This window comes from Lentibacter algarum (assembly GCF_018860975.1).
Lineage (GTDB): Bacteria > Pseudomonadota > Alphaproteobacteria > Rhodobacterales > Rhodobacteraceae > Lentibacter > Lentibacter algarum_A.
This window is the reverse complement of the sequence record NZ_JAHKQI010000010.1, coordinates 14,533-36,604: the sequence shown is the minus strand read 5'-3', so window position 1 is coordinate 36,604 and position 22,072 is coordinate 14,533. Positions and strand designations below refer to the sequence as shown.

At 57.2% G+C, this 22,072-nt stretch carries 23 protein-coding genes; 10 read left to right on the top strand and 13 right to left on the bottom strand.

The window, feature by feature from the left end; all coding sequences use genetic code 11:
- Nucleotides 1-54: 54 nt before the first annotated feature.
- Complete coding sequence (locus KO498_RS15485; protein WP_215960836.1) at nt 55-360, bottom strand: BufA1 family periplasmic bufferin-type metallophore; 306 nt, start codon at nt 358-360, stop codon at nt 55-57.
- A gap of 211 nt (nt 361-571) precedes the next feature.
- Complete coding sequence (thrS, locus tag KO498_RS15480; protein ID WP_215960835.1) at nt 572-2,518, bottom strand: threonine--tRNA ligase; 1,947 nt, start codon at nt 2,516-2,518, stop codon at nt 572-574.
- Between the two features lie 159 nt (nt 2,519-2,677).
- On the opposite strand from thrS, the gene KO498_RS15475 reads away from it, so the two are divergent.
- The 4 genes from KO498_RS15475 to KO498_RS15460 all read left to right on the top strand — a co-directional run bounded on the left by KO498_RS15475 (nt 2,678) and on the right by KO498_RS15460 (nt 5,321).
- Entirely contained in the window at nt 2,678-3,427 is a 750-nt protein-coding gene (locus KO498_RS15475; RefSeq protein ID WP_215960834.1) for an alpha/beta fold hydrolase, read from the top strand.
- 35 nt (nt 3,428-3,462) lie between these two features.
- Complete coding sequence (locus tag KO498_RS15470) at nt 3,463-3,891, top strand: VOC family protein (protein WP_215960833.1); 429 nt, start codon at nt 3,463-3,465, stop codon at nt 3,889-3,891.
- 17 nt (nt 3,892-3,908) lie between these two features.
- Nucleotides 3,909-4,523, top strand: coding sequence for a hypothetical protein (locus tag KO498_RS15465; RefSeq protein ID WP_215961299.1), 615 nt, complete (start codon nt 3,909-3,911; stop codon nt 4,521-4,523).
- Between the two features lie 84 nt (nt 4,524-4,607).
- Nucleotides 4,608-5,321, top strand: a complete 714-nt coding sequence (locus KO498_RS15460) for an alpha/beta fold hydrolase (protein WP_215960832.1) — start codon at nt 4,608-4,610, stop codon at nt 5,319-5,321.
- A gap of 126 nt (nt 5,322-5,447) precedes the next feature.
- On the opposite strand, the gene KO498_RS15455 is transcribed toward KO498_RS15460, so the two are convergent.
- Nucleotides 5,448-6,227, bottom strand: coding sequence for a GNAT family N-acetyltransferase (locus KO498_RS15455; RefSeq protein WP_215960831.1), 780 nt, complete (start codon nt 6,225-6,227; stop codon nt 5,448-5,450).
- A gap of 46 nt (nt 6,228-6,273) precedes the next feature.
- Between KO498_RS15455 and KO498_RS15450 the strand changes: the two genes are divergently transcribed.
- The gene (locus KO498_RS15450; protein ID WP_215960830.1) at nt 6,274-6,411 is read left to right on the top strand and encodes a hypothetical protein; all 138 of its coding nucleotides are present in this window, start codon (nt 6,274-6,276) and stop codon (nt 6,409-6,411) included.
- On the opposite strand, the gene phaZ is transcribed toward KO498_RS15450, so the two are convergent.
- Nucleotides 6,408-7,694 carry a polyhydroxyalkanoate depolymerase gene (gene phaZ / locus KO498_RS15445; RefSeq protein WP_215960829.1) on the bottom strand — a complete coding sequence of 429 codons (1,287 nt, stop codon included), beginning with the start codon at nt 7,692-7,694 and terminating at the stop codon, nt 6,408-6,410. The genes KO498_RS15450 and phaZ overlap by 4 nt on opposite strands.
- Nucleotides 7,695-7,807: 113 nt before the next feature.
- On the opposite strand from phaZ, the gene KO498_RS15440 reads away from it, so the two are divergent.
- The 4 genes from KO498_RS15440 (at nt 7,808) to KO498_RS15425 (ending at nt 11,953) form a co-directional block, all read left to right on the top strand.
- Nucleotides 7,808-9,604 (top strand): PHA/PHB synthase family protein, encoded by a 1,797-nt coding sequence (locus tag KO498_RS15440; protein WP_215960828.1) that lies wholly within the window; start codon nt 7,808-7,810, stop codon nt 9,602-9,604.
- Nucleotides 9,605-9,811: 207 nt separating this feature from the next.
- On the top strand, nt 9,812-10,261 hold the full coding sequence (locus tag KO498_RS15435) for a phasin, PhaP (protein WP_215960827.1): 450 nt from the start codon (nt 9,812-9,814) through the stop codon (nt 10,259-10,261).
- Between the two features lie 141 nt (nt 10,262-10,402).
- On the top strand, nt 10,403-10,981 hold the full coding sequence (gene phaR / locus KO498_RS15430) for a polyhydroxyalkanoate synthesis repressor PhaR (RefSeq protein ID WP_215960826.1): 579 nt from the start codon (nt 10,403-10,405) through the stop codon (nt 10,979-10,981).
- A gap of 6 nt (nt 10,982-10,987) precedes the next feature.
- Nucleotides 10,988-11,953, top strand: coding sequence for a LysR family transcriptional regulator (locus KO498_RS15425; protein ID WP_215960825.1), 966 nt, complete (start codon nt 10,988-10,990; stop codon nt 11,951-11,953).
- Here KO498_RS15425 and KO498_RS15420 read toward each other — a convergent pair.
- The 4 genes from KO498_RS15420 to KO498_RS15405 form a co-directional block, all read right to left on the bottom strand.
- A complete protein-coding gene (locus KO498_RS15420; protein WP_215960824.1) occupies nt 11,940-13,157 on the bottom strand; it encodes a DegT/DnrJ/EryC1/StrS family aminotransferase in 1,218 nt (405 codons plus the stop codon). The two genes, KO498_RS15425 and KO498_RS15420, sit on opposite strands and share 14 nt — an antisense overlap.
- Nucleotides 13,158-13,224: 67 nt before the next feature.
- A complete protein-coding gene (locus tag KO498_RS15415) occupies nt 13,225-13,539 on the bottom strand; it encodes a 2Fe-2S iron-sulfur cluster-binding protein (RefSeq protein ID WP_215960823.1) in 315 nt (104 codons plus the stop codon).
- 27 nt (nt 13,540-13,566) lie between these two features.
- Nucleotides 13,567-14,856, bottom strand: coding sequence for a glutamine synthetase family protein (locus KO498_RS15410; protein WP_215960822.1), 1,290 nt, complete (start codon nt 14,854-14,856; stop codon nt 13,567-13,569).
- Nucleotides 14,857-14,870: 14 nt separating this feature from the next.
- Nucleotides 14,871-16,127, bottom strand: a complete 1,257-nt coding sequence (locus tag KO498_RS15405) for a cytochrome P450 (protein WP_215960821.1) — start codon at nt 16,125-16,127, stop codon at nt 14,871-14,873.
- Nucleotides 16,128-16,212: 85 nt separating this feature from the next.
- Between KO498_RS15405 and KO498_RS15400 the strand changes: the two genes are divergently transcribed.
- Complete coding sequence (locus tag KO498_RS15400) at nt 16,213-16,893, top strand: type 1 glutamine amidotransferase (RefSeq protein WP_215960820.1); 681 nt, start codon at nt 16,213-16,215, stop codon at nt 16,891-16,893.
- Here KO498_RS15400 and KO498_RS15395 read toward each other — a convergent pair.
- The 5 genes from KO498_RS15395 to KO498_RS15375 all read right to left on the bottom strand — a co-directional run bounded on the left by KO498_RS15395 (nt 16,890) and on the right by KO498_RS15375 (nt 22,070).
- The gene (locus KO498_RS15395) at nt 16,890-17,540 is read right to left on the bottom strand and encodes a GntR family transcriptional regulator (RefSeq protein WP_215960819.1); all 651 of its coding nucleotides are present in this window, start codon (nt 17,538-17,540) and stop codon (nt 16,890-16,892) included. The genes KO498_RS15400 and KO498_RS15395 overlap by 4 nt on opposite strands.
- A 67-nt stretch (nt 17,541-17,607) precedes the next feature.
- Nucleotides 17,608-18,387, bottom strand: a complete 780-nt coding sequence (locus tag KO498_RS15390) for an aldolase/citrate lyase family protein (RefSeq protein WP_215960818.1) — start codon at nt 18,385-18,387, stop codon at nt 17,608-17,610.
- An 11-nt stretch (nt 18,388-18,398) separates the two neighbouring features.
- Complete coding sequence (locus KO498_RS15385) at nt 18,399-19,808, bottom strand: pyridoxal phosphate-dependent decarboxylase family protein (protein ID WP_215960817.1); 1,410 nt, start codon at nt 19,806-19,808, stop codon at nt 18,399-18,401.
- A gap of 60 nt (nt 19,809-19,868) precedes the next feature.
- The gene (locus KO498_RS15380) at nt 19,869-21,734 is read right to left on the bottom strand and encodes a cation:proton antiporter domain-containing protein (RefSeq protein WP_215960816.1); all 1,866 of its coding nucleotides are present in this window, start codon (nt 21,732-21,734) and stop codon (nt 19,869-19,871) included.
- Nucleotides 21,735-21,875: 141 nt separating this feature from the next.
- Nucleotides 21,876-22,070, bottom strand: coding sequence for a DUF2783 domain-containing protein (locus KO498_RS15375; RefSeq protein ID WP_215960815.1), 195 nt, complete (start codon nt 22,068-22,070; stop codon nt 21,876-21,878).
- Between the last annotated feature and the right edge of the window lie 2 nt (nt 22,071-22,072).

Here is a 22,072-nt window from a genome sequence, read left to right as displayed (position 1 = left end):
AGCGAGGCCTCTCAGAGTGGGTAAGGGCGGGTTTCCCCGCCCTTGATCGTCAGCTTAAGACTTAGGAAGGTCACGATCCAGAGCCTCGAGTGAGCCCATACGTGCCATGTCGTCCATGCCAGCCGGAAGTTCCATTGTCAGGCATGTGCCTTCGTCAACCAGCGACCAAGCGTTGCCTTGGTAGTCAACTTTTGAGGTGCCGGCGCATGTCGTGCCCGGGCCTGCTGCACAGTCATTTGCGCCTGCAAGGGCAACGCCGAAGCATTTTTCTTTTTCGGCGGCTGAGGCGGTGGTTGCGTGGGCGCTAAGTGCTGCGGCGACTGCGCCTGCTACGGCAACTGTTTTCATCATCTTTGACATGGGTATCTCCCTTAAGTGTTAAAATCGGGCCGCGGTGTTGCGGTGATCCAAAGCTAACTTGAAGGAAGATTTCAGACCATTCACGGTCGCGTGTGTCACGCGTATGCGAGGTTTCGTGGGTGAAATTGGCCCTTTTGAGCCGAATTTTGCCCAATAGTTACAAAAACGGGCGCTGTTAGGGGGCGCCCGCTCTGGTTTTTCTCGTTAAATGTTACAGAAGATCGGGCGGAGTGGCAGCTTTTGCCAGTTTCTCGATGATTTCGTCGAAACTTGTAACACTTGTCTGCTTTTCACCGAGGATGCGCACGGTAAGTGTGCGCTCCTCAACTTCGCGGTGGCCGATAGCGAGGATCGTCGGAACCTTGCCAAGTGAGTGCTCGCGGACTTTGTAGTTGATCTTCTCGTTACGAGTATCAAGCTCGGCGCGCACACCTGCAGCCTGAAGTGCTGCAACAACCTCAGCAGCGTAGTCGTCAGCGTCCGAGATGATTGTGGCGACAACAACCTGACGCGGGGCGAGCCAGAAAGGCAGCTTGCCTGCGTGCTCCTCGATCAGGATGCCGATGAAGCGCTCGAAACTGCCAAGCGTGGCACGGTGCAACATATAGGGCAGGTGCTTGTCGCCATCGGCGCCAATGTAGGCGGCGTTCAACCGTTCGGGCATGTTGCTGTCAACTTGCAGGGTGCCACATTGCCACTCGCGGCCGATCGCGTCGGTTAAGGTGAACTCAAGCTTGGGGCCATAGAACGCGCCTTCGCCCGGCAGCAACTCATATTCATGTCCAGCAGCATTACAGGCGTCGCCCAAGGCGGCTTCGAGTTTGTCCCAAGTTTCTTCGCTTCCGATCCGCTTTTCAGGGCGGGTGGAAAGCTTGATTGCCCAGTCGTCAAAGCCAAGGTCTGAGTAGACTGCCGAGAGGAAGTTGATGAACTTGGCTGTTTCGTCAACGATCTGATCTTCGGTGCAGAAGATGTGCCCGTCGTCTTGAGTAAAGCCACGCACGCGCATGATGCCGTGCAAAGCGCCAGAGGGCTCGTAACGGTTGCAAGAGCCGAACTCGGCCATGCGCAGGGGCAAGTCACGATAGCTCTTAAGGCCTTGGTTGAAAACCTGAATGTGGCAGGGGCAGTTCATCGGCTTGAGGGCGTTGATTGTTTTCTCGCGGGCGTGGTCTTCGTCAACTTCGACGATGAACATGTTCTCTTGGTAGCTCTCCCAGTGGCCGGATGCCTCCCAGAGTTTGCGGTTGACCACCTGCGGTGTGTTGACCTCGACATACCCACCGGCGCGCTGACGGCGGCGCATATAGTCTTGCAACTCGGTATAGATGCGCCAGCCGTTCGGGTGCCAGAAGATCTGCCCGGGGGCCTCTTCTTGCATGTGGAACAAGTCCATCTCGCGGCCAAGTTTGCGGTGATCACGCTTGGCAGCTTCCTCAAGCATGTTGAGGTGCGCTTTGAGCTTTTCCTTGCCTGTAAAGGCCACGCCGTAAATGCGCTGGAGCATCTCGCGGTTGCTATCGCCGCGCCAGTAAGCGCCGGCAATACTCATCAGCTTGAAAGCGTCAGCAGGCAACTGCCCGGTGTGCTGAAGGTGTGGGCCGCGGCACAAGTCTTGCCACTCGCCATGCCAATACATGCGCAGAGGTTCGTCGCCGGGGATGGCGTCGATCAGCTCGACTTTATAGGGTTCGCCATTGTCTTTGTAGTATTGAACTGCCTTGTCGCGCGGCCAGATCTCGGTGCGCACGGTGTCGCGCAAGTTGATGATCTCTTTCATCTTTTTCTCGATCAGGGCGAGGTCTTCTGGTGTGAACGACTCCTGTCTGTCAAAGTCATAATACCAGCCGTTGTCTATTACCGGGCCGATGGTGACTTTGGTGTCAGGCCAAAGTTCTTGCACGGCGCGGGCCATGACATGCGCAAAGTCGTGGCGGATAAGCTCGTTGGCTTGCTCTTCGTCTTTGAGGGTGTGCAGCGCGATACTGGCATCGGCTTCAATCGGCCATTGCAAGTCGTAGTGCTCACCATTGACTGTTGCCGAAATCGCCTTTTTACGCAGGCTGCTCGAGATGTCTGCGGCGACATCGGCGGCAGTGACGCCAGCCTCGTAACTGCGTGAATTGCCGTCAGGAAAAGTAAGGGAAATCTGGCTCATGGCCTAGCTCCTCGTCAGTTTGGCGCCTACAAAAGCGCCCGGTTGCGGGTATGGTTCGCGTGGTTTTTGAGCGCTTGGAGGTGTAAAGTCAAGCGGCTCTGGGGTTGCTGCGCGCATTGTGTTGTAGCAAGGTGATGGTCGAGTTGCAGGGAGGCAAAGATGACCCAAGCCAAGATGTTGAAAACGCCTGTAGGCCGCGAGCTTGCTTACCACTATAGCAAAGGATCTGGGCCGTGCGTGGTATTCCTTGGGGGCCTCAAGTCAGACATGCAGGGCACCAAAGCGGTGGTTCTTGAGGACTGGGCCAAAGCCGAGGGCCGCGCGTTTTTACGCTTTGATTACTCCGGCCATGGCGAAAGCTCGGGACGCTTTGAAGAGGGCTGCATCGGCGACTGGCATGAGGACACATTGGCAGTGATTGATGCTTTGACGGAGGGGCCTTTGGTCGTGGTTGGAAGCTCGATGGGCGGCTGGCAGGCATTGTTATTGGCGCGGGCGCGCGCGGAGCGGATCGCGGGGCTGGTGACCATCGCCGCAGCACCCGACTTTACCGAGGACGGCTACTGGGCAAGCTTTACGGACGCACAGAAAGCTGCGCTTGAGAGTATCGGGCATGTCGAGTTGCCGTCGGATTATATGGAGCCTTATGTGATCACCAAACGGATGATCGAAGACGGGCGCGAGCACCTGGTTTTACGCAGTGAGTTGCCGCTGCCGTTTCCTGTTCGGTTTTTGCAAGGCACCGATGATAGTGCTGTGAGTGTGGCAACGGCGGTGCGTTTGCTTGAGCATGCCGAGGGGCCGGATATGCAACTTAGGCTGGTGAAAGACGCTGACCACCGCTTCTCTGACGAGCGGTGTTTGGCCATGATTGTGCAGGCTGTGAAGCAGGTTTCCGGCACAGTATAGGCGATTTTTCATAATCAATAACATGAGGTTAGGCCATGGAGCAAAGAGTATCACTGATAACGCTGGCGGTGTCTGATATTGGCAAGTCTGCGGCGTTTTATGACGCACTTGGCTGGCAGCGCGTGGATACCGAGGACGGCATTGTTGCCTATGATCTGATTGGCATGACGCTGGGTCTTTATCCGCGTGACAAGCTTGCTGAAGACATTGGCTTGCCTGTTGAAGAACTTGGAAACGGGGCGATGACACTCGGGTATAACACGCGTGAAAAGCCTGAAGTTGCGGTTGTTTTGGCGGCGGCTAAGGCGGCTGGTGCGACGGTTCTGAAAGAGGCCGGAGATGTATTCTGGGGTGGGCATCATGGTTATTTTGCTGACCCTGACGGGCATGTTTGGGAGGTTGCGCATAACCCGTTCTCAAAGCTGTCAGAGGCGGGCGAATTTCGCTGGAATGGCCACGAGTGATGCGGCGCCCGAAGAGCATGTGGAGCCTTGAAACTTTAGGTAGAGTGCGGCTTTCGAAGTATTTCTACATGCGTGAGTTTCTGTATTCGGAGATTGCCAATTTTCACAGGTTGCAAAATATTCCGCGCGATCCGGAGTTAACGATTGTTAATGGGCAGGCGTTTTGTGAGGCGCTTCTTGACCCGCTGGAAGAGACTTTTGGAAGGGTGGCGGTGCGCTCGGGGTATCGCTCGCCCGAGCTTAACACCTATGGCAATGAAAACGGGTTGAACTGCGCGCGAAACGACTATCCTCAAGAGTGCCATGTCTGGGACAGGGGGGTAGGCGAAGAAGCGATTGCGGGGGCGTCTGTCGTCATTCCGTGGTTTGCCGATCAGTATGAAAAAGGGCGTGATTGGAGGGACTTAGCATACTTCATTCATGACCATTTGCCTTACTCCGAGCTGTGGTTCTTCCCTAAGCTTTGCGCATTCAACATAAGCTGGAGGCCCGAGCCGTGGAGGGTGATATCAAGTTACATTGCGCCGCGGGGCACGCTTTTGATGCGTGGGGCTGAGCCGAAAGAGGAGCTTGCTGAACGGCAGCGGCGCTATGCCGATTTCCCAAAGTTTCGCGGGTTTGCGACAAGTTAATTCATGGCGGTTAACATTGAGTGGTTGACGCGCGCGGCGGGTGTGAGAAAGTGCATCTGATCCAGCCAAGAGGACACAGCGCTGATGAGCGAACCGCTTCTGTTTATTCCGGGAATGATGTGCGATGCGCGACTGTTTCAGGCGCAGATCGAGCATTTTTGTTTGGAGCGTAATGTGATGGTGGCCTGCACCACACGGGGCGAGCGGATCGAAGAGATCGCCTCGGCTATCTTGTTGGAATCTCCGCAAAAATTTGCGCTCGCGGGGCTGTCGATGGGCGGCATCATTGCGATGGAAATTCTGCGGCGCGCGCCCGAGCGGGTGACACGAATATGCTTGATGGACACCAACCCGCTTGCGGAAACGCCGCAAAGCGCTGCCGCCTACGAGCCGATGTTGGTTGGCATCAAATCCGGGCGGATGATGGAGGTTTTGCGCGGATTTTTGAAGGCGGAATACCTTGCTCAAGGTGCGGGTTTGCGCGAGGTTCAGGCGCGGCTACAGGAGATGGCTGAAGCCATTGGCCCTGAGGTTTTTGTCAAACAACTCAAGGCCTTGCAACGCCGCCGAGACCAGCAGGCTGCTTTACGAAAGTGCCGTGTTCCGGCGCTGGTTATGTGTGGTGCTCAAGACGGGCTGACACCGCCGAAACGACATGAGTTCATGGCGGAACTGATCCCCTATGCCAAACTTGAGATCATTGAAGAGGCGGGCCATGTGCCGCCGTTGGAAACGCCGGATCGCGTTAACCAATTGCTCTCGGATTGGTTAAAGCAGCCCTATGTTTTGCGCGCCTGATCGGGCGTCGTTAACCATTGCCAAATTGCTGAAAACCAGCTTGCACAACCCGTGCATACCACAGTGCATAAACACATGCATAATGCGTATGCACAGTTTTTGGGGGCGATTTAGCGAGGCTAAAAGTTAAGGCAGCGCGCGCAGCCATGTGCCGCCAAGGGCACGAACACTTGCACCGGAGCCAAGTTTGAAGCGGGCGAGGCTTGCAGCTGTTTCGGTGTCGATCGTGCCGAGTTCGAGCCAGCGGATGCCATGATCTGGCAGGGCTTTCATCGCGGTGGCGAGGAGCAGGTTGTGGGCTGACGCCGCGCGCCCTTCAGGCCCGGAGTGCCCTATGTGGTAGCTGGCGCGCCGGCCGTGTAAGACGAAAAGCATCGCTGCGTCTGCGCATGTGAAAAGGCGCGAACTTTCGGGCGAGGCCTGGCTCATCGCAAGGGTAAGGGCAGGCGGCAAGGCGCGGTATTGGCGGCGTTTTTGCTGTGCGGCTTCGGCTTTGAGCAACCATGCGTCGCGGGCAGGGTCAAAGACACGATGATGAACCTGATGCAGGCCGCGGGCCTGCGCGGCGGCAAGGCGGTTGCGCCATTTGCCTTGCATGGCGGCGCGCAGCTGCTCGCGAGTTTGCGAGAGGTCAAGCTCGGCGATGTGCGCGGGTGTCATGATCTGGCGAAAGCCTGCGGCGCGCAGGGCGGGGGCGTCTTGCGGGCGCTCGGCGTTGATCAGGCGAACACCGTGGCGGGCGAGCAGCTTGAAGCCATTACCGGAAAGCAGAGGCCGAGAGGCAAGTGCGGGGAAAGGGCGGCGGCGCAAGATGAGCGTATCTGCGACCTGCTCGGTCGGGCGATTGATGAGCGCCATGGCCTTGGCGAAAATCTCGGACTGTTGGAGGGGCAGATCGGATGTCATGCCCCGAGTTAGGACAATTGAAACTAAGACGTGGTTAATGTGGCCTATGAAAAAACAGAAAACTGTCTACGGGCGCGAAATTGCAGCGGTGCGGCTGACAAAGCTTGGGGCAGCGCTGTTGGCTTTGGCCGTTGCGCTGCCCTTTGGCTGTATTCTGTGGTTGGCCGAGTGGCTGCTCGTTTAGGCCGCGTTGCTGTTTGCGGCGTTCTTTTTGGCTTTCGGGGCCTTTGCTGGTGCGGCGGCGTTGGCATCGATGAAATCAAGCACCAGAGGGCGGATGTTATTGCGCCAGCTTTTGCCTGCGAATATGCCGTAGTGACCTGCGCCGGGCTCGACATGTGAGGCCTTTTTGCTGTCGGGCAGGCCTGTGCAAAGATCAAGCGCGGCAATGCATTGGCCGGGCGCCGAAATGTCGTCTTTCTCGCCCTCGACAGTTTTGACGGCGACAGTGGTGATTGCGCCGATGTCGACTTTATGGCCATCAACAACGAATTCATTGGCGGCGATTTCACCATTTTTAAAGATGCGCTCGACTGTCGAGAGGTAAAACTCGGCGGTCATGTCCATCACGGCGAGGTATTCGTCGTAGAAAGCGTTATGCTTGTCGTTGTCCGATGCCTCGCCTTGAGCGACACGATGAATCTGGTCAATGAAGGCCTGGCTGTGCGTTTCGGCGTTCATCGAGATGAAGGACGTGAGCTGAAGCAAGCCGGGGTAGACCTGACGACCAACGCCTTTGTGCTGAAAGCCGACACGTTGGATCATGGTTTCTTGCAGCTGGCCCATCGTGGCGCGGTTGCCAAAGTCAGTGACGTCAGTCGGGGTTGCATCAGGGTCGATCGGGCCGCCGATAAGGGTGAGTGAGCGCGGCTGGGCGTCTGGGTCTTGCTCGGCAAGGTAGGCCGTTGCAGCGAGGGTAAGCGGGGCTGGCTGACAGATGGCAATGACATGGGTGTCGGGGCCAAGTTCGCGCATAAAATCAACAAGGTAGAGCGTGTAGTCTTCAATGTCGAACTTGCCCTCGGAGACGGGAATGTCGCGGGCATTGTGCCAGTCGGTGATATAGACTTCGCAGTCAGGAATGAGGCTTTTGACGGTTTTGCGCAGAAGCGTGGCGTAGTGGCCTGACATGGGCGCGACGACAAGCACCTTGCGCTTGGCTGTTTCGCGGCCTGTCACGTCAAAGTGCAGCAAGTCACCGAACGGGCGGCTGACGACAGTTTTGATGTCAACGATGTGATCGCGGCCATCGGCGCCTGCCAGCGTGTCGATGTTCCAATCGGGCTTGGCTGTCATGCGTTGGAAACTACGTTCCGTCACTTGGCCCCAAGCGGCCATCCACTCAAGCGCGGGGTTTGGCACCATGGCAAAAGCAGGGTAGGATGCCATAGACAGGGCCGTTGCACCGAGCCACTGGTTGGTATTCCGAATGGTTTCCATCCAGTCGTATGTAGCCATGTAGCGCATATCGGTGTCCTTGCTCTGAGCGCCTTACGGGAGGTGAGGCGTCGGGTTCGCGATTGTCGTGTTGCAGCATTGTTTATGCTGCAGAGCAGAAAAGCTAGGGGAAATTTGTTAAGATGACAACAACAGATAGTGATAGTGGCGCTGCTGCCGACAAGATGAAGGCCAACATGGAGCGGGTTGAGGCGCTTACGGCGCGGCTTTTGGCGGCCTTTAAGGGACGCCAACCTGTGAACCCTTCGCTGTCCGGGCCTGACCCTGAGTTGTTCCAGCAGGCCGCGACCAATTATTGGGCAGAGATGCTGGAAAACCCGCAACGCGTTTTTGCGCATCAGCTTGAATACTGGGGGAAATCCCTTGCGCATTATGTAGAAGCACAGAAGGCTTTTGGAGAGGAAGGCTTTCAAGCGCCGGAAGATCGGGGGCCAAAAGACAAGCGGTTTGCCAACCCGTTGTGGCAGAGCAACCCTTACTTCAATTATGTGAAACAGCAGTATCTGATCAACGCGGACGCGCTGCGCAAAGCGGTTGACGATGTCTCTGATCTTGATGCGACGGATAAGCGCAGACTGACGTTCTTTTCGGATCAGATTATCGACATGTTGGCGCCAACGAACTTTCTTGGCACCAACCCCGATGCGCTTGAGAAGGCCGTTGAGACCAATGGTGAGTCGCTGGTGCAGGGGCTGGAGAACTTTGTTGCCGACATTGAAGCCAACAACGGCGAGATGCTGGTGCGGCTGGCGGACAGCAGTGCATTCGAGCTTGGCGGCAATGTCGCGACCAGCGAGGGCAAGGTGGTGTTTCGCAACGAGCTGATCGAGCTCATTCAATATGCGCCACGCACCAAGGAGGTGCATGAGGTGCCGCTGATTGTCTTTCCGCCGTGGATCAACAAGTTTTACGTTCTTGATCTGAAGGAACAGAACAGTTTGATCAAGTGGATCACCGAGCAGGGGTTTACTTTGTTTGTGGTCAGCTGGCGCAACCCCGGGCGTGCGCAGGGCGACACAGGGCTAGATGACTATATAGAGAGCGGCATTCTTGAAGCTGTGCGGGTTGTCAAAGAGATCAGCGGACAAAAGCAAGTCAACGCTGTTGGCTACTGTATTGCCGGCACGACGTTGCATCTGGCGCTGGCTTATATGAAAGCCAAGGGCGACAACTCGGTTAAGTCAGCGACATTCTTTACAGCGTTGACGGATTTTGGCGAGCAGGGCGAGTTCACCCCGTTTTTGCAGGACGACTTTGTCAACGGCATCGAGGCGGAAGTGGAAAACTACGGCGTGCTGCGCTCTGTGATCATGTCGCGGACCATGAGTTTTTTGCGCTCCAATGACTTGGTCTACGGGCCAGCGATCAAAAGCTACATGATGGGCGAGACACCTCCGGCGTTTGATCTGCTGTTCTGGAACGGCGACAGCACCAACTTGCCCGGCAAGATGGTGATGCAGTATTTGCGAGGGCTATGCCAGAAGAACGCCTTTGTGACTGACGGCTTTGAGGTACTGGGAGAAACGCTGCATGTGCGTGATGTCGATGTGCCGCTGTTTGCGATCACTTGCGAGACAGATCACATCGCTGCTTGGAAAGATTGCTACCGCGGCTTTAGGGAGACGGGCAGCAAGGACAAGACTTTTGTTGTCAGCCAGTCGGGCCATATTGCCGGGATCGTCAACCCGCCAAGCAAGAAGAAGTATGGGCATTACACCAACGCGACCTTAGCCAAGGATGCCGACAGCTGGATGAGCGGTGCCGAGTTTAACGAAGGCTCATGGTGGCACAGGTGGGGCGACTGGCTTGCTGCCCAATCAGGCGAGAAAGTCGCAGCGCCCAAGACGGCAGGCGGCAAGGGCTACGACTCACTTTGTGATGCGCCGGGCAGTTATGTGACAGAAAAACCGGTTGTTTGAGTTGGTGTTAATGATGCTGCAGCGCAGCATTTGCATGAATGTCACACTTTATTGCTATAAAAACAAAGAGGTATGTTGATCTGGCTGGAATTTGCTGCATTGCAGAATAATCCTTGAAATGCTGCAACGCAGCGTCTATATGTTTGTCATCAGAACAGAACAGGCGCCGCAGATGTTGCACCGCGCCACAACCTAAGGATTAGACACATGACTAAGACAGTTGATTTCGCCGCGACACTCAAAGACCTTATGGGTGCCTTCCCAGTTGACACCGCAGCCTTTGACGGCGCGTTCAAAAACCAAGCCGAGCTTGGCGAAAAGTTCTCTTCAGTTGCTTTGACAGCTGCAGAAAAATCAGCCGAAATCTCAAACAAATGGGCCGCTGACACACTTGCCAAACTTGGCGACATGTCAAAAGCCAAAGCAGAGCCTACAGACTACGCGTCAGCGATGACAGACTTCGCGTCAGCTCAAGCTGAAGTTGCTGCTGAAAACATGGCCGCTTTCGCCGAAGTTGCGAAAAAAGTTCAAATGGAAACAGTTGAGCTTATGATGGCCGCTGGCAAAGACGCCTCAGAAGGTGCGCAAGCCGCAGTTAAAAAAGCAACAGCCGACGTGACTGAAGCTGCGAAAAAAGCGACTACAAAAGCCAAGTAAGCTTAGCAGTCTTGCGCTCCCTTTCCCTCCCTTAAGGTGAAGCGCATTTGAAGAGCGGGTCTGATTGGGCCCGCTCTTTCTTTTTGTGTGCGGCTCCACTAAGCTATGCTGCAGCGCACACATCCTGGGAGGATACAGCCCGTGTCAGACACCGAAAAAACCCTACTGATCAAGCGGTATGCCAGCCGTCGGCTCTATAACACCGAAACCAGTGATTATGTGACGCTTGAAGACATCGCTTCGTTTATCCGCGAGGGGCGCGAAGTGCAGATTGTTGATTTGAAGTCAGGCGATGATCTGACGCGGCAATATCTCTTGCAGATCATTGCCGAGCACGAAAGCCGCGGCGAGAACATGTTGCCAGTGTCGGTGCTCAACGACATTGTGCGCAGCTATACCAACCAAGCCGCAGGCGTTATGCCGCAGTTCTTGCAGGCCAGCTTTGACATGCTGCGCGACGGCCAGTCAAAGATGATGGAAAACATGGGGGCGATGAACCCGATAAGCAACATGCCCGGATTTGACGCCATGAAAGCCCAGCAACAGGCGTTTCTGAAGGCAGTTACAGGTGGGATTGCTGGCGGGATTGCTGGCGGGAACCCCGCACCAACACCTGAGGAGAGTGCCGGGGATGCGTCCGAAGCCGAGGACGAAGGGCTTGACGGCATCAAGGCCGAGTTGGCGGCACTTCAGGCCAAACTTGCGAAGATGGGAAAGTAGGCTTTCATGGTAGAGGCCTCCGGGAAGATTACACTTTGGGGCGTCGAGGTCTTTATTGCTACGGCCGAGGAGCGCTCGATCACGGCAGCAGCGCGGCGGCTCGGAGCGAGCCCTTCGGCGGTTTCCCAACAGCTGACCAACCTTGAAGGGGCGATGGGGGTGACGCTGTTACAGCGCAATGCGCGCCCGGTGCGGCTGACGCCAGCGGGCGAGATTTTCCGCCGCAGGGCGCAAAACATCATGAACGAAGCCGAGCAGGTGCGCGCCGAACTGGCGATGTCAGATCTTGCGGCGCTAACACGCTTTCGCCTTGGAATGATTGAAGATTTCGAAGCAGACGTAACCCCGAAGCTGCTCACCCAGATGGCGGGTGAACTCAAGGGATGCCAGTTTTTGCTCGAGACCGGCGCCAGCCATTCTCTTTATGATCAGTTAGATGCGCGCGCGCTTGATGTGATCGTCGCCGCAGAAATGGGCGCGGTTGCCGACTGGATGGAAGTTCATCCGCTGCTGGAAGACGGCTATGTTGTTGCTGCCCCCAAAGGCGCGGTTGAAGCCGGGGGCGATGTGCTCAAGCAACTCAAGCGGTTGCCGTTTGTGCAATATACGTCTCGGCATCACATGGGGCGGCAGATCGCGTCACATTTGGCGCGGCAAAACCTGCGGCTGGCGCACCGGTTCGAACTTGATAGCTATCATGCGATTTTGGCGATGGTTGCGCAGGGGGCGGGCTGGACGATCCTGACGCCACTGGCGCTGATGCGCGCGAGGCGTTTTGCCTCAAGGATTGATGTGATGGAGCTGCCGTTCGAGCCTTTGGAAAGGCGTATCAGCCTGATTGCACGGTCTGGCGTGTTGCAGGAAATGCCCGCCCAGACCGCGCAAAAGCTACGGCCGGTGCTGCAAAAGCAGGTTGTTGGCCCCGCTCTTGCTGCCTATCCACAGCTCGGTGCGGCGATCAAACTGCTTTAGCAAAGCTTCCCTTAACATCTTGCGCGGCTTGAATGATCGCATTCGCGATATTGTCGAGCTCGCGTTGTGTCAGGCGCACGGGCAGGCGGGTGTCGCAGGCGCGTGACAGCATACTGCGGGTTTGCGGCAGATCGGGGATGCCCTCCGGCAGAAACTCCCAGTTCCAGAAGGCGCGGGCGTTGTCTTGCGACAGGCCGAAGACCTGCACCTTAACGCCGTGCTCGGCTGCGGCTTGGGCAAATGCCAATGTTTCGTCATCAGACATGCCGACAAGGTTGAACTGGATCGAGTCTGGCGCACGCTGTTCTGCCGCGAGTTTGTCGGGAACCGAGATCCACGGGCATTGGGCGAGCAGGGCAGCCACATAGTCGTGGTTTTTCAGCCCGTCACGAACACGCCGTGCGAGGTGCGGCAGTTGCGGGCGGATAACCGCTGCCGAAAGGTTTGACATACGCAAGTTATAGAGCGGCAGTTTGTTCTGCCAGCGCGCAAAGGCTTTTTCCAGAGCAGAGGAATTGTCACCCACGGGCATATGCTTGCGCCAGTTGTGCTCATAGGCTCCAGACATGATCACGGCCTGCGCGACCACTTCGGGATCATCGGTGACCAAGACACCGCCTTCACCCGCGTTGATCATTTTGTAGGATTGAAAAGAGAAACAACCGACTTTGCCCAGCGTGCCGATGTTTTCGCCATGCCACGTGGTGCCGAGAGAGTGCGCAGCGTCTTCGACAACGGGAATGTTGCGCGCATTGCAAAGCCGCATGATGGCATCCATGTCGGAGGTATGTCCGCGCATATGGCTGATGATCACGGCGCTGATGTTGTCGTCAAGCTTGGACGTAAAGTCAGCAATATCAATGCGGTAGTTGTCGGCCACTTCACAGAGCACTGGCACGCAGTCCGCGTGCACAACCGAGGAAGGCACCGCGGCGAAGGTGAAGCCGGGAAGTAGAACCCGCGCGTCACGGGGCAGGCCGAGCGCCTTGAGCGACAGGAACAGCGCCGCCGAGCAAGAGCTGACAGCCAGCGCGTATTTGCTGCCGAGCAGGCTGGCAAATTCGCGCTCCAGCAGCGTTACCGGCGCATTTTCCGGTGCGGTATAGCGAAACAAATCACCGCTTTGTAGCATCTCGTCGATCTCGGCGCGGGCTTCGGCGGGGATGGGTTCGGCGTCATAGACGGAGGCGGGATTTTGTGACATGTTCAGATTATCCGAAAGTTGCTTTCCGGTATTCTAAATCAAATCATAAAAAAACAAAACCCTTCGCTTACGCTTTCGGAACGATCAGCACCAAACCGTCAAGCGCGTCTGCCGCGATGATCTGACAGGACAATCGCGATGCATCAGAGCGTTCTGCTTCGGTTGCGTCGAGCATTGCGTCTTCAAAGTCGTCGATCTCGCCTGTCGCTGCTTCCCAGTCCGCGTCAACGTAAACATGGCAAGTCGCGCAGGCGAGCGAGCCGCCGCATTCGCCGATCACTTCGGGCACGTTGTTGGCGACGGCGGCTTCCATCATATTGGTGCCATTCGCAACATCGGCGGCAATCTCGCTGCCATCGGGCAGTTTCCAAGTGACTTTCATTTCAGTTTTCTCCAGATCAGACCGAGTTCAAATGTAGTGCACATAGAAGTCGCGCAGCGCGTCGCCTTCCAGATCACGGGTTTTCTTTGCTTCTTTTTCTTTCATGAAAACATGGTTGGCCGTGAGCGTCTCTCCGACAGCTTGGCAGAGGGCTGTGTCTGCCTTCAGGTCGGCAATTGCGCCTTTGAGGTCTGAACTTGTGCTCTCTTTGGCATCGGTTTTCTCAAAGCCGTCGCCGGTTTCCATTGGTGGCAGTTCATAGCCGTTTTCGACCCCGAGCAGCGAGGCTTGCAACACCGCCGCAACCGAGGTGTAGGGGTTTGAGGAGGCGTCAGCCATGCGGTGTTCCATCCGCGCTTTTGCGCCGCCCTCCGAGCTGATGCGGGTGGTCACATTGCGGTGGTCGCCGCCCCAGTTTTTCCAAAATCCGGAAAGCGATCCGGGCTGCAAGCGCTGGTAGCTGTTGGCTGTCGGAGCAATCAATCCGGCAAGGCCTTTGTGGTGGTGCATGAGGCCGGAAAGGCAACCTTTGGCGAGGTCGTTCATATGCTCGGGGCCACCCTTGTCGCCGGAAGAGACAGCGTTTTTGCCGTCGTGATCAACGAAAGAGAAGTTGATATGCATGCCCGAGCCGCCGGCTTCTGCGATAGGTTTTGGCAGGAATGTCAGCAAGATGCCGTGCTCAAGCGCGATCTCACGCGCCATGAGGCGGAACAAGACGATGTCGTCGACGGCCTTCACTGCGTTGTCAAACGTCAGCGTGTATTCATACTGCGGGCTGTCATACTCGGCGGTGATCATGTCGATGTTAAAGCCAAGGCGCGTGGCTTCTTCCCAGATCGCGTCGTTAAACCTGAGTGGATCAGAGAAGGGGCCTGTGCCGTAAACTACACCTCCGGGGGCGTCGTAAGGCACGAGGCGGCCCTGGTCGTCGGTTTGCAGAGCGAAGCACTCAAGCTCGATGCCAACTTTCGGGGTTAAGCCTTTGTCTTCCCACGACTTAACCGCCCGCTTAAGGGCCCCGCGCGGGCACATAGGCAGGGGCGCACCCGCATCATCATACAAGTCACCGAGCACGATTTTCGTGCCGTCATCCCAGCTGTCGCGGATCTCTTCTGCGCGCCATTTGAGCTCCATATCCGGCAGGCCCTCCATCATCATAGCGCCCGGGGCAGGCAGTAAGTCCTTGTCGTAATGGACGCCGAATGTGGAGCGGCAAAACCGCGTGTCGCTGTCGGCTATCTTGCTGGCGGGCAGGTATTTGCCCCGCATGATGCTGAGATGGTCGCAATAAAGGGCGCGCAAGCGGTCTGGCATGGTTTTCTCCTAATTCAGGCGCGCTTGATGCGCACGGGCAGTGATTTGATCCCACCAACGAAGTTTGAACGCAGGAACTTATGCTCTCCGTCAGCTTCGATGTGAGACAGGCGTTTGGCAAGGGATTGAAACAGTACGCGCACCTCAAGCCGCGCCAGCCACATGCCAAGGCAGACATGCGGGCCACCTTGGCCGAAGCTGACATGTTTGTTGTTTTGGCGGGCAAGGTTCACGCGGAAGGGCTGCTCGAAGGCGTTCTCGTCGCGGTTGCCTGATGACCACCAATAGAGCACCTTGTCACCCTCGCGGATGGTCTTGCCGTGCATCTCGTAGTCTTGCATCGCGGTGCGGCGAAAATAGAGCGCAGGTGTGGCCCAGCGGATGATCTCGTCGGGGGCTGTGGCCCAGATATCGTCGCTTTGCATTTGCTGCAAAAGCTCGGGCTGGTGGCACATTGCCTGAATGCCCGCGGCGATAGAATAGCGCGTGGTATCATTGCCCGCAGCAACCAGCAGGCAGAAGAAATTGCGGAACTCTTCCTCGGTGATGGTGTTGCCGTCTTTGCCTTCTTGCATGATCATATGAAGGATGCCCGAGGTGTCTCCGGCGGCTTCCTTTTTGGCCATAAGCTCTTTTGCATAAACGAAAAGTTCGGCTCCGGCGGGGGAGTTGAACGGCATCATGCGGAACTCGTCGGTGCTCATTTTATCAAGCACGTGGTCGGTGAAATCGGGATCGGTGTTGGCAATAAGGGCGTCGCCTTTTTCCACCAGCCAAGGCAGGTCTTCCTCGGGCAGGCCAAGGATGCGGCCGAGCATTTGCATCGGCAGTTGGCGGGCGATCGTTTTGGTGGCGTCAAAGCTGTCTTCGCTCAGCGCCTCGTCGAGGATGTTGTCGCAGAGCTTGGTGATTTCGTCGTCAAACTTCGCGATCACCGGTTTCGAGAAGGCTTTGGCAACCTTGATACGCGTCATCATATGCTCGGGTGCGTCCGTTTCCTGAAAGGTGCGGCGGGCGAGGTATTCCTCGTAGCTCTGGTCTTCCATGCGGATGCCACGCGCGGAGGAGAACACCGCTGTGTTGCGGTTCATTTCAAGGATGTCGGCTTGGCGGGTGACCGACCAGTAGTTCTCGCCGCCAGCGTATTCTGTCCAACTCAGTGGGTCTTCGCGGCGCAGACGGGCAAAGGTGTTGTGCGGCGCACCTTGCTCGAACGTGTCGTGGCTTGAGAGGTCGGCATAGCCGTCGTCAGTCGGGTTCCAGACAGTCATTGCAGAATTTCACCTTGTTGTTCATCTGTTAAGTATATTATAAGGAGCTTAGAATATGTAAAGAAGAATCTGCGAGAACCAAACCATGCGTATAGCCGTATTGATGACAAACACCGATGAGAGCGCGTTTTCACAGGCTTGGCCGAAGGACGGCGAGAAGTTTCCGGCAATGATGCTCAAGGTGCGCCCCGACTGGGAGTTCGAGGTGTTTGACGTCAAGGACGGCGTGTTCCCCGACAGCCTTGAGGGGCTGGACGGGGTGATGATCACCGGTTCGCCACACTCTGTAAACTCGGGTGAGGCGTGGGTCGAAAGGCTGTTCGGGTTGATCCGTGAGATCTATGCCAAGGGCCTGCCGATGTTCGGCGCGTGCTTCGGGCATCAGGCCATTGCCAAGGCGCTTGGCGGGGAAGTTGGCGATAATCCTGAAGGCTGGGTTTTTGGTTTGGTCGAGGCCAAATACCGCGACGGAACCAGCCTGCCGCTATATGCGAGCCACTCTGAACAAGTGATCAAACTGCCGGACAACGCCGAAATTATCGCTGAAGGGCCTGACTGCGGCGTCGCGGGCTTTGTTATCGGGCAGGGGGTGATGACCAACCAGTACCACCCCGAAATGGAGCCTGAGTTCATCGCGGCATTGGTTGAGCATCTGGCGGATGAACTGCCAGCGGATGTGATCGACGCGGCGCGAGAATCCTTGGTCGGGCAGGCTGATATGGTGGCAATGGCGGAGCGTATAGCTTTGTTTTTAGAGAAAAGTTAGCTTAGAGCTGCTAAAAGGTCCATTGCGGTCACGTGATCAAAGCTGACGTGCTGTTCCATCGCTTTTTCTGCGTTGCCGCTATCGCGTGCTAAGATCAAAGTGGTGATTTGGCGGTGCTCGACGGCGGAGGCAGCTATCACGCCGCGATAGTGATAACGCGCACGGTAATAGGCCATCAGCTTGCGGGCGTTGCTTTTGATCATGTCCAGCAAGAATGTGTTTCCGGCGGCTTCGGCGACAACACGGTGAAAGTCGAGGTTGAGCTGGTAGTAGGCGTCCGGAGCATTGTCGCCATGCTGTTTGGCATGGGCTTCGCAGGCGACGGTTGCGGCTTCAAGGGCGCTTGCATGTTTCGCCGAGAGACGCCTTGCGGCAAGGCCGGCGGCTTGCCCTTCGAGCTTGGCATGCACTTCAAGTATCGACAAAAATTGCTCAAGCGTCGGCTTGAAGATCACGGCGCCTTTGCGCGGTGCGCGGATGAGCAGACCTTCGGCTTCCAACTGGATGAGCGCCTCTCTGACAGGTGTGCGCGACACGCCGTAACGCGCAATCAGGGTGCTATCTTCGATCAAATCACCGGGGTTGAGGGCACCGTCGTCGATGCTCTGTAAAATCCCTGTGATGATCATCTCTGTTTGTCCAGCCATGCCTCAACTTACAGGCAACTGGGAAACGATGTCCATATCTGGATATTTATGGCGGTTCTAAATGTGTTCAGTCTGCAATGCGATCGCGCCAAAGGCCAGCCGTTGAGCGCGCGGTCGTTGCCAGCATCAGCACATCAATGCCCACGGCGAGAAACTGTGCGCCCCAGCTGTGATATTCTTGCGCGACCCCGTCGTCGACGGCGAGAATGCCAGCGGCTTTGTCGGAAGCAGAGATTTTAGCGAGGCCTTCTTTGATTGCAGCTTTTACCTCGGGCGCGCCGGAATTTCCGAGGTGGCCCATGTCGGCGGCCAAGTCGGCCGGGCCGATGAACACGCCATCGACGCCCTCGATGTCTAGTATCGCATCAAGGTTTTCCATGCCGCGTTTGGTTTCGACTTGCACCAGCAGACACATTTCGGCGTTGGCGGTTGGCACATAGTCAGTGATTGCCGAGAACTTCGAGGCGCGCGCCAAGGCGGCACCGGCGCCGCGGATGCCTTCGGGCGGGTAGCGCATGGCGCGGGCCATGTCGTTTGCTTGCTCGGCGGTTTCTACCAGCGGAATGAGCAGGGTTTGCGCGCCCGCGTCGAGCACCTGTTTGACTAGCCATTCGTTGCCAACCGGCAGGCGCACCACGGCTTCGGAATGCTGCCCGTCAAGCACAGATATCTGCGCCGAAAGAGTCTGCAAGTCGTTGGGGGCGTGCTCACCGTCGATCACTAGCCAGTCAAACCCGGCGGTGGCCAACACCTCTGTGGGGTAGGCATGCGCAAAGCCAGCCCAGCAGCCGATTTGAGTTTTGCCAGCTTTCAAAGCGGCTTTGAAAGAGTTCTTGCGAGCAGGCATGTTGTCTCTCCTTAGAGCGTTGCAGCGATTTCGGTGATCACGTCATAGGCGGTCATAACATCATCGCGGGTGGCGTCCCATTGGCCTGCTTGGAAGCGGATGACCAGCTTTCCCTGTGTGCGGGTTTGGGTGATGTAGATGCGGCCATCATCGTTGATCTTGTTGACGAGGTCTAGGTTGAGCGCGTCGAGGTCATCCACGCCTGAGGGCGCAAAGCGGAAGGTGAACAGCGACAGAACCGGATCGGTGACAATCTCGAAATCGGGCGTGTTTCGTAGCCGCTCGCAGAGCTCGACCGACCATGCAACATGATTGCGCAGCATCTCTCGCAGGCCTTCAAGCCCGTAGGCGCGGAACATGAACCAGAGTTTGAGCGCACGGAAGCGACGGCCAAGCGGAACTGACCATTCGGAATAGTTGATGATCCCGTCTTTGCCGTGTGTTTTCAGATACTCGGGTTGGATAGCCAATGTGCGCGTCAGGTCTTCGGGGTTGCGCACAAAGTGAGCCGAGAGATCAAACTGCGCACCCATCCATTTGTGCGGGTTGAGCACGACAGAATCGGCATAGTCAACACCCGCCCAGAGCGAGCGGAACTCTTCGCAGAGCATCGCTGAACCGGCCCATGCGGCGTCAACATGAACATAGAGGCCATGCGCTTTGCCGACCATACAAGTCGCGGCGATCTCGTCGCAGGCGCCGGTGCCTGTGCCGCCTGTGCAAGCGACAACGCCTGCGGGCTTATAGCCTGCTGCTATGTCGGCTTTGATGGCTTGGTCGAGCAACTCAGGGTCCATCGCGCGCAGGGGGCCGCGCGTGGGGATGCGCACGAGGTTGTTCTGCCCGATGCCGGAAATCCAGATCGCGCGGTCAACGGAGGTGTGCACTTCTTCGGAGGCATAAACGCGCAGGCGGGGCATGTCCGAGAGGCCGTCTTCGTTGCCAGCCCAGCCAAGGGCTTTCTCGCGCATGGTTAGCACCGCGGCGAGGGTTGCCCCGCTGGCGCTGTCTTGGATCACCCCGTGAAACTCGCCAGAAAGGCCAAGCGCGTCGCGCAGCCATTCCATCATGCGGGTTTCCATTTCGGTGGCGGCGGGGGAGGTTTGCCAGAGCATGCATTGCGGCGCCATGACGGTTGTGAAGTAGTCCGCCAGCACCGCCGCCGGAGAGGCGTTTGACGGGAAGTAAGCAAAGAAACGCGGGTGTTGCCAGTGGGTTATGCCGGGCATGACGATGCTCTCGAAGTCGGCGATCACGTCTTCCATCGGTTGGGCCGTTTCTGGCGCGGTGAAGGGCAGTTGTGCCGCGATATCACCGGGTTTGGTTTGCGCGCGCACGGGCCGCTCGCGCACGGTTGCGTGATAGTCTGCGGCCCAATCGGCAACGTAGCGGCCCCATTTGGGGAAATCTGTCCAGCGCATCAAGTGCCTCCCTTATTTGTTATCATGTTAACGAAAAGCACATAAGACGCAAGTGATTGATCACTTCTTTTTGACGATGATGGCTTCCATTCTTTCGGTCAGCTCCTGGCTCCAGGCGGGTAGGCTGGTGTTGGCGATTTCCATGAACTCCTCATTTTGCGTCGGATGAATGCCGACTTTGTAAGCAGAAGCCATTTCGAGCATAACGCGGCGGTCTGAGTCATCGAAGGCTTCGACCAGTTCGGTGGCTTTTGCGCGGCTCATGCCGAGGGCTTCAAACACCGAGCGAGTCATGCGCAGGGTGCTGTCGTATGTCTCACGGATGATGTCATTCGCGCCGTGAGCGAAGAGATCATAGACATGGTTGCGGTCCATCGCGCGGGCGACGATGTGCACATGCGGGTGATTTTTTCTAACATATTCGGTGATTTCAGAGATCTTTTCTTTGTCGTCAATCGCAATGATCAGGATGCTGGCCTCATGAATGCCTGCGGCGTGCAGCATGTCGGGGCGCGAGGCGTCGCCGTAGTAGTGCTTGACGCCGAACTGCGCCAACATGTCGAGTTGGGCAGAGCTGTAATCAATCACTGTGGTGTCATAGCCAGCGGGCCGCAGGATACGCGAGACAAGCGCACCGACACGGCCAGCGCCAGCGATAATGATCTTGCGGTTTTCTTCGATGGTGTCGGCTTCGCGCTCTTGGTCAAGCGAGTAGCGCGGGGCGATGAGCTTGTCGTAGGCGATAAACAGGAGCGGGGTGAGCAGCATCGAGAGCGCGACAACCAGCAGGAGCTGATCGGCTATGGCCGATGGGATAACCGCGTTTGCTACGGTGAAGCTGAGCAGCACAAAGCCGAACTCACCGGCCTGTGCGAGGCCGAGGCCGAACAGCCATTTGTCGGCGCCTTCAAGTTTGAAAATGTGCGCTAAGGCAAGTAGGACAGCGGCTTTGAGGGCGATCAGGCCGAGGGTGAGTGCCACGATGGTGCCGAGGTTTTCAAACAGCAGGGCGAAGTTGATGCCTGCGCCGACTGTCATAAAGAAGAGGCCAAGCAGCAGGCCTTTGAACGGGTCGATGTCGCTCTCAAGCTCGTGACGGTACTCGGAGTTGGCGAGCACCACACCGGCGAGGAAGGTACCGAGCGCAGGCGAGAGGCCCACCAGCGTCATCAAAAGGGCAATGCCGATGACGATCATCAACGCGGCAGCGACGAAGAGTTCGCGCAGGTTTGCCGCGGCGATGAAACGAAACAGCGGGGATGTCAGGAAGGACCCTGCCACCAGCACAAAGCCGACAGCGCCGAGGGTCATCAAGGCGGTTTGCCAGCCGTTGAGGTTTGCCACGAGGGAAAGTTCGGGGCCGTGATCTGATCCATGATCGGTGCCGGCGTGGCTGAGGGCGTCGTGCAGCTCGGGCAGGGCGAGCAGCGGGATGAGGGCGAGCATCGGGATCACGGCGATATCTTGAGTGAGCAGCACCGAGAAGGAAGACTGCCCGCCGTCCGAGCGCATGAGGCCTTTTTCACCCAGCGTTTGCAGCACGATTGCGGTTGAGGAAAGCGCCAGCACAAGGCCGATGGCCAGTGCCACTGTCCAAGGCTGGCCAAAAGCCATAGCCACGGCCATGACTGCAAGGGTTGTCAGCGAGACTTGCCCGCCGCCGAGGCCCATGAGGCGGTGTCGCATACCCCAGAGCATTTTGGGCTCAAGCTCAAGCCCGACGATGAACAGCATCATCACCACGCCGAATTCGGCGAAGTGTTGGAGCGAGACGACGTCAACATGCAGCCAAGCCAGCACCGGACTGATCGCGATGCCGGCGATGAGGTAGCCAAGCACAGATCCGAGACCGAGCCGAGAGGCGATCGGCACGGCGATCACACCGGCGACCAGAAAAATAGTTGCGAGTAAAAGAAAGCCTGTCATGTGAAACCTGTCTTGTTGGGGGCATGGCCGCTGCGCGCATTTAGAGAGTCTATGCGCAGCGGGGCCATCGGCGCAACTTGCGAATTGCGCCAGAGACAGGAGGGGGTAGTAAGCGCAGCCTGGGCGGCCGCGCCTGGTTTGTCAGCTTTGCCGTTTTGCTGCCTTTATGGCGGCGCTCAGAGCCTCCCTGTCGCCGATATGGTTGGCGAGGATCAGCAACAAGCGCGCATTGTAGGCGTCGCTGTCTTCTTTGCTCAGCCCGTCGTGGGCGCTTATCAGTTCTTCATAAAAGTCGTCGCCGGAGGCGATGTTCGGGGTCAGGATCAGGTCTGCCATGG

Coding starts and splice junctions, on each gene's coding strand:
- KO498_RS15485 (WP_215960836.1), bottom strand. CDS start 360: ATGTCAAAGATGATGAAAACAGTTGCCGTAGCAGGCGCAGTCGCCGCA.
- thrS (WP_215960835.1), bottom strand. CDS start 2,518: ATGAGCCAGATTTCCCTTACTTTTCCTGACGGCAATTCACGCAGTTAC.
- KO498_RS15475 (WP_215960834.1), top strand. CDS start 2,678: ATGACCCAAGCCAAGATGTTGAAAACGCCTGTAGGCCGCGAGCTTGCT.
- KO498_RS15470 (WP_215960833.1), top strand. CDS start 3,463: ATGGAGCAAAGAGTATCACTGATAACGCTGGCGGTGTCTGATATTGGC.
- KO498_RS15465 (WP_215961299.1), top strand. CDS start 3,909: ATGTGGAGCCTTGAAACTTTAGGTAGAGTGCGGCTTTCGAAGTATTTC.
- KO498_RS15460 (WP_215960832.1), top strand. CDS start 4,608: ATGAGCGAACCGCTTCTGTTTATTCCGGGAATGATGTGCGATGCGCGA.
- KO498_RS15455 (WP_215960831.1), bottom strand. CDS start 6,227: ATGACATCCGATCTGCCCCTCCAACAGTCCGAGATTTTCGCCAAGGCC.
- KO498_RS15450 (WP_215960830.1), top strand. CDS start 6,274: ATGAAAAAACAGAAAACTGTCTACGGGCGCGAAATTGCAGCGGTGCGG.
- phaZ (WP_215960829.1), bottom strand. CDS start 7,694: ATGCGCTACATGGCTACATACGACTGGATGGAAACCATTCGGAATACC.
- KO498_RS15440 (WP_215960828.1), top strand. CDS start 7,808: ATGACAACAACAGATAGTGATAGTGGCGCTGCTGCCGACAAGATGAAG.
- KO498_RS15435 (WP_215960827.1), top strand. CDS start 9,812: ATGACTAAGACAGTTGATTTCGCCGCGACACTCAAAGACCTTATGGGT.
- KO498_RS15425 (WP_215960825.1), top strand. CDS start 10,988: ATGGTAGAGGCCTCCGGGAAGATTACACTTTGGGGCGTCGAGGTCTTT.
- KO498_RS15420 (WP_215960824.1), bottom strand. CDS start 13,157: ATGTCACAAAATCCCGCCTCCGTCTATGACGCCGAACCCATCCCCGCC.
- KO498_RS15415 (WP_215960823.1), bottom strand. CDS start 13,539: ATGAAAGTCACTTGGAAACTGCCCGATGGCAGCGAGATTGCCGCCGAT.
- KO498_RS15410 (WP_215960822.1), bottom strand. CDS start 14,856: ATGCCAGACCGCTTGCGCGCCCTTTATTGCGACCATCTCAGCATCATG.
- KO498_RS15405 (WP_215960821.1), bottom strand. CDS start 16,127: ATGACTGTCTGGAACCCGACTGACGACGGCTATGCCGACCTCTCAAGC.
- KO498_RS15400 (WP_215960820.1), top strand. CDS start 16,213: ATGCGTATAGCCGTATTGATGACAAACACCGATGAGAGCGCGTTTTCA.
- KO498_RS15395 (WP_215960819.1), bottom strand. CDS start 17,540: ATGGCTGGACAAACAGAGATGATCATCACAGGGATTTTACAGAGCATC.
- KO498_RS15390 (WP_215960818.1), bottom strand. CDS start 18,387: ATGCCTGCTCGCAAGAACTCTTTCAAAGCCGCTTTGAAAGCTGGCAAA.
- KO498_RS15385 (WP_215960817.1), bottom strand. CDS start 19,808: ATGCGCTGGACAGATTTCCCCAAATGGGGCCGCTACGTTGCCGATTGG.
- KO498_RS15380 (WP_215960816.1), bottom strand. CDS start 21,734: ATGACAGGCTTTCTTTTACTCGCAACTATTTTTCTGGTCGCCGGTGTG.
- KO498_RS15375 (WP_215960815.1), bottom strand. CDS start 22,070: ATGGCAGACCTGATCCTGACCCCGAACATCGCCTCCGGCGACGACTTT.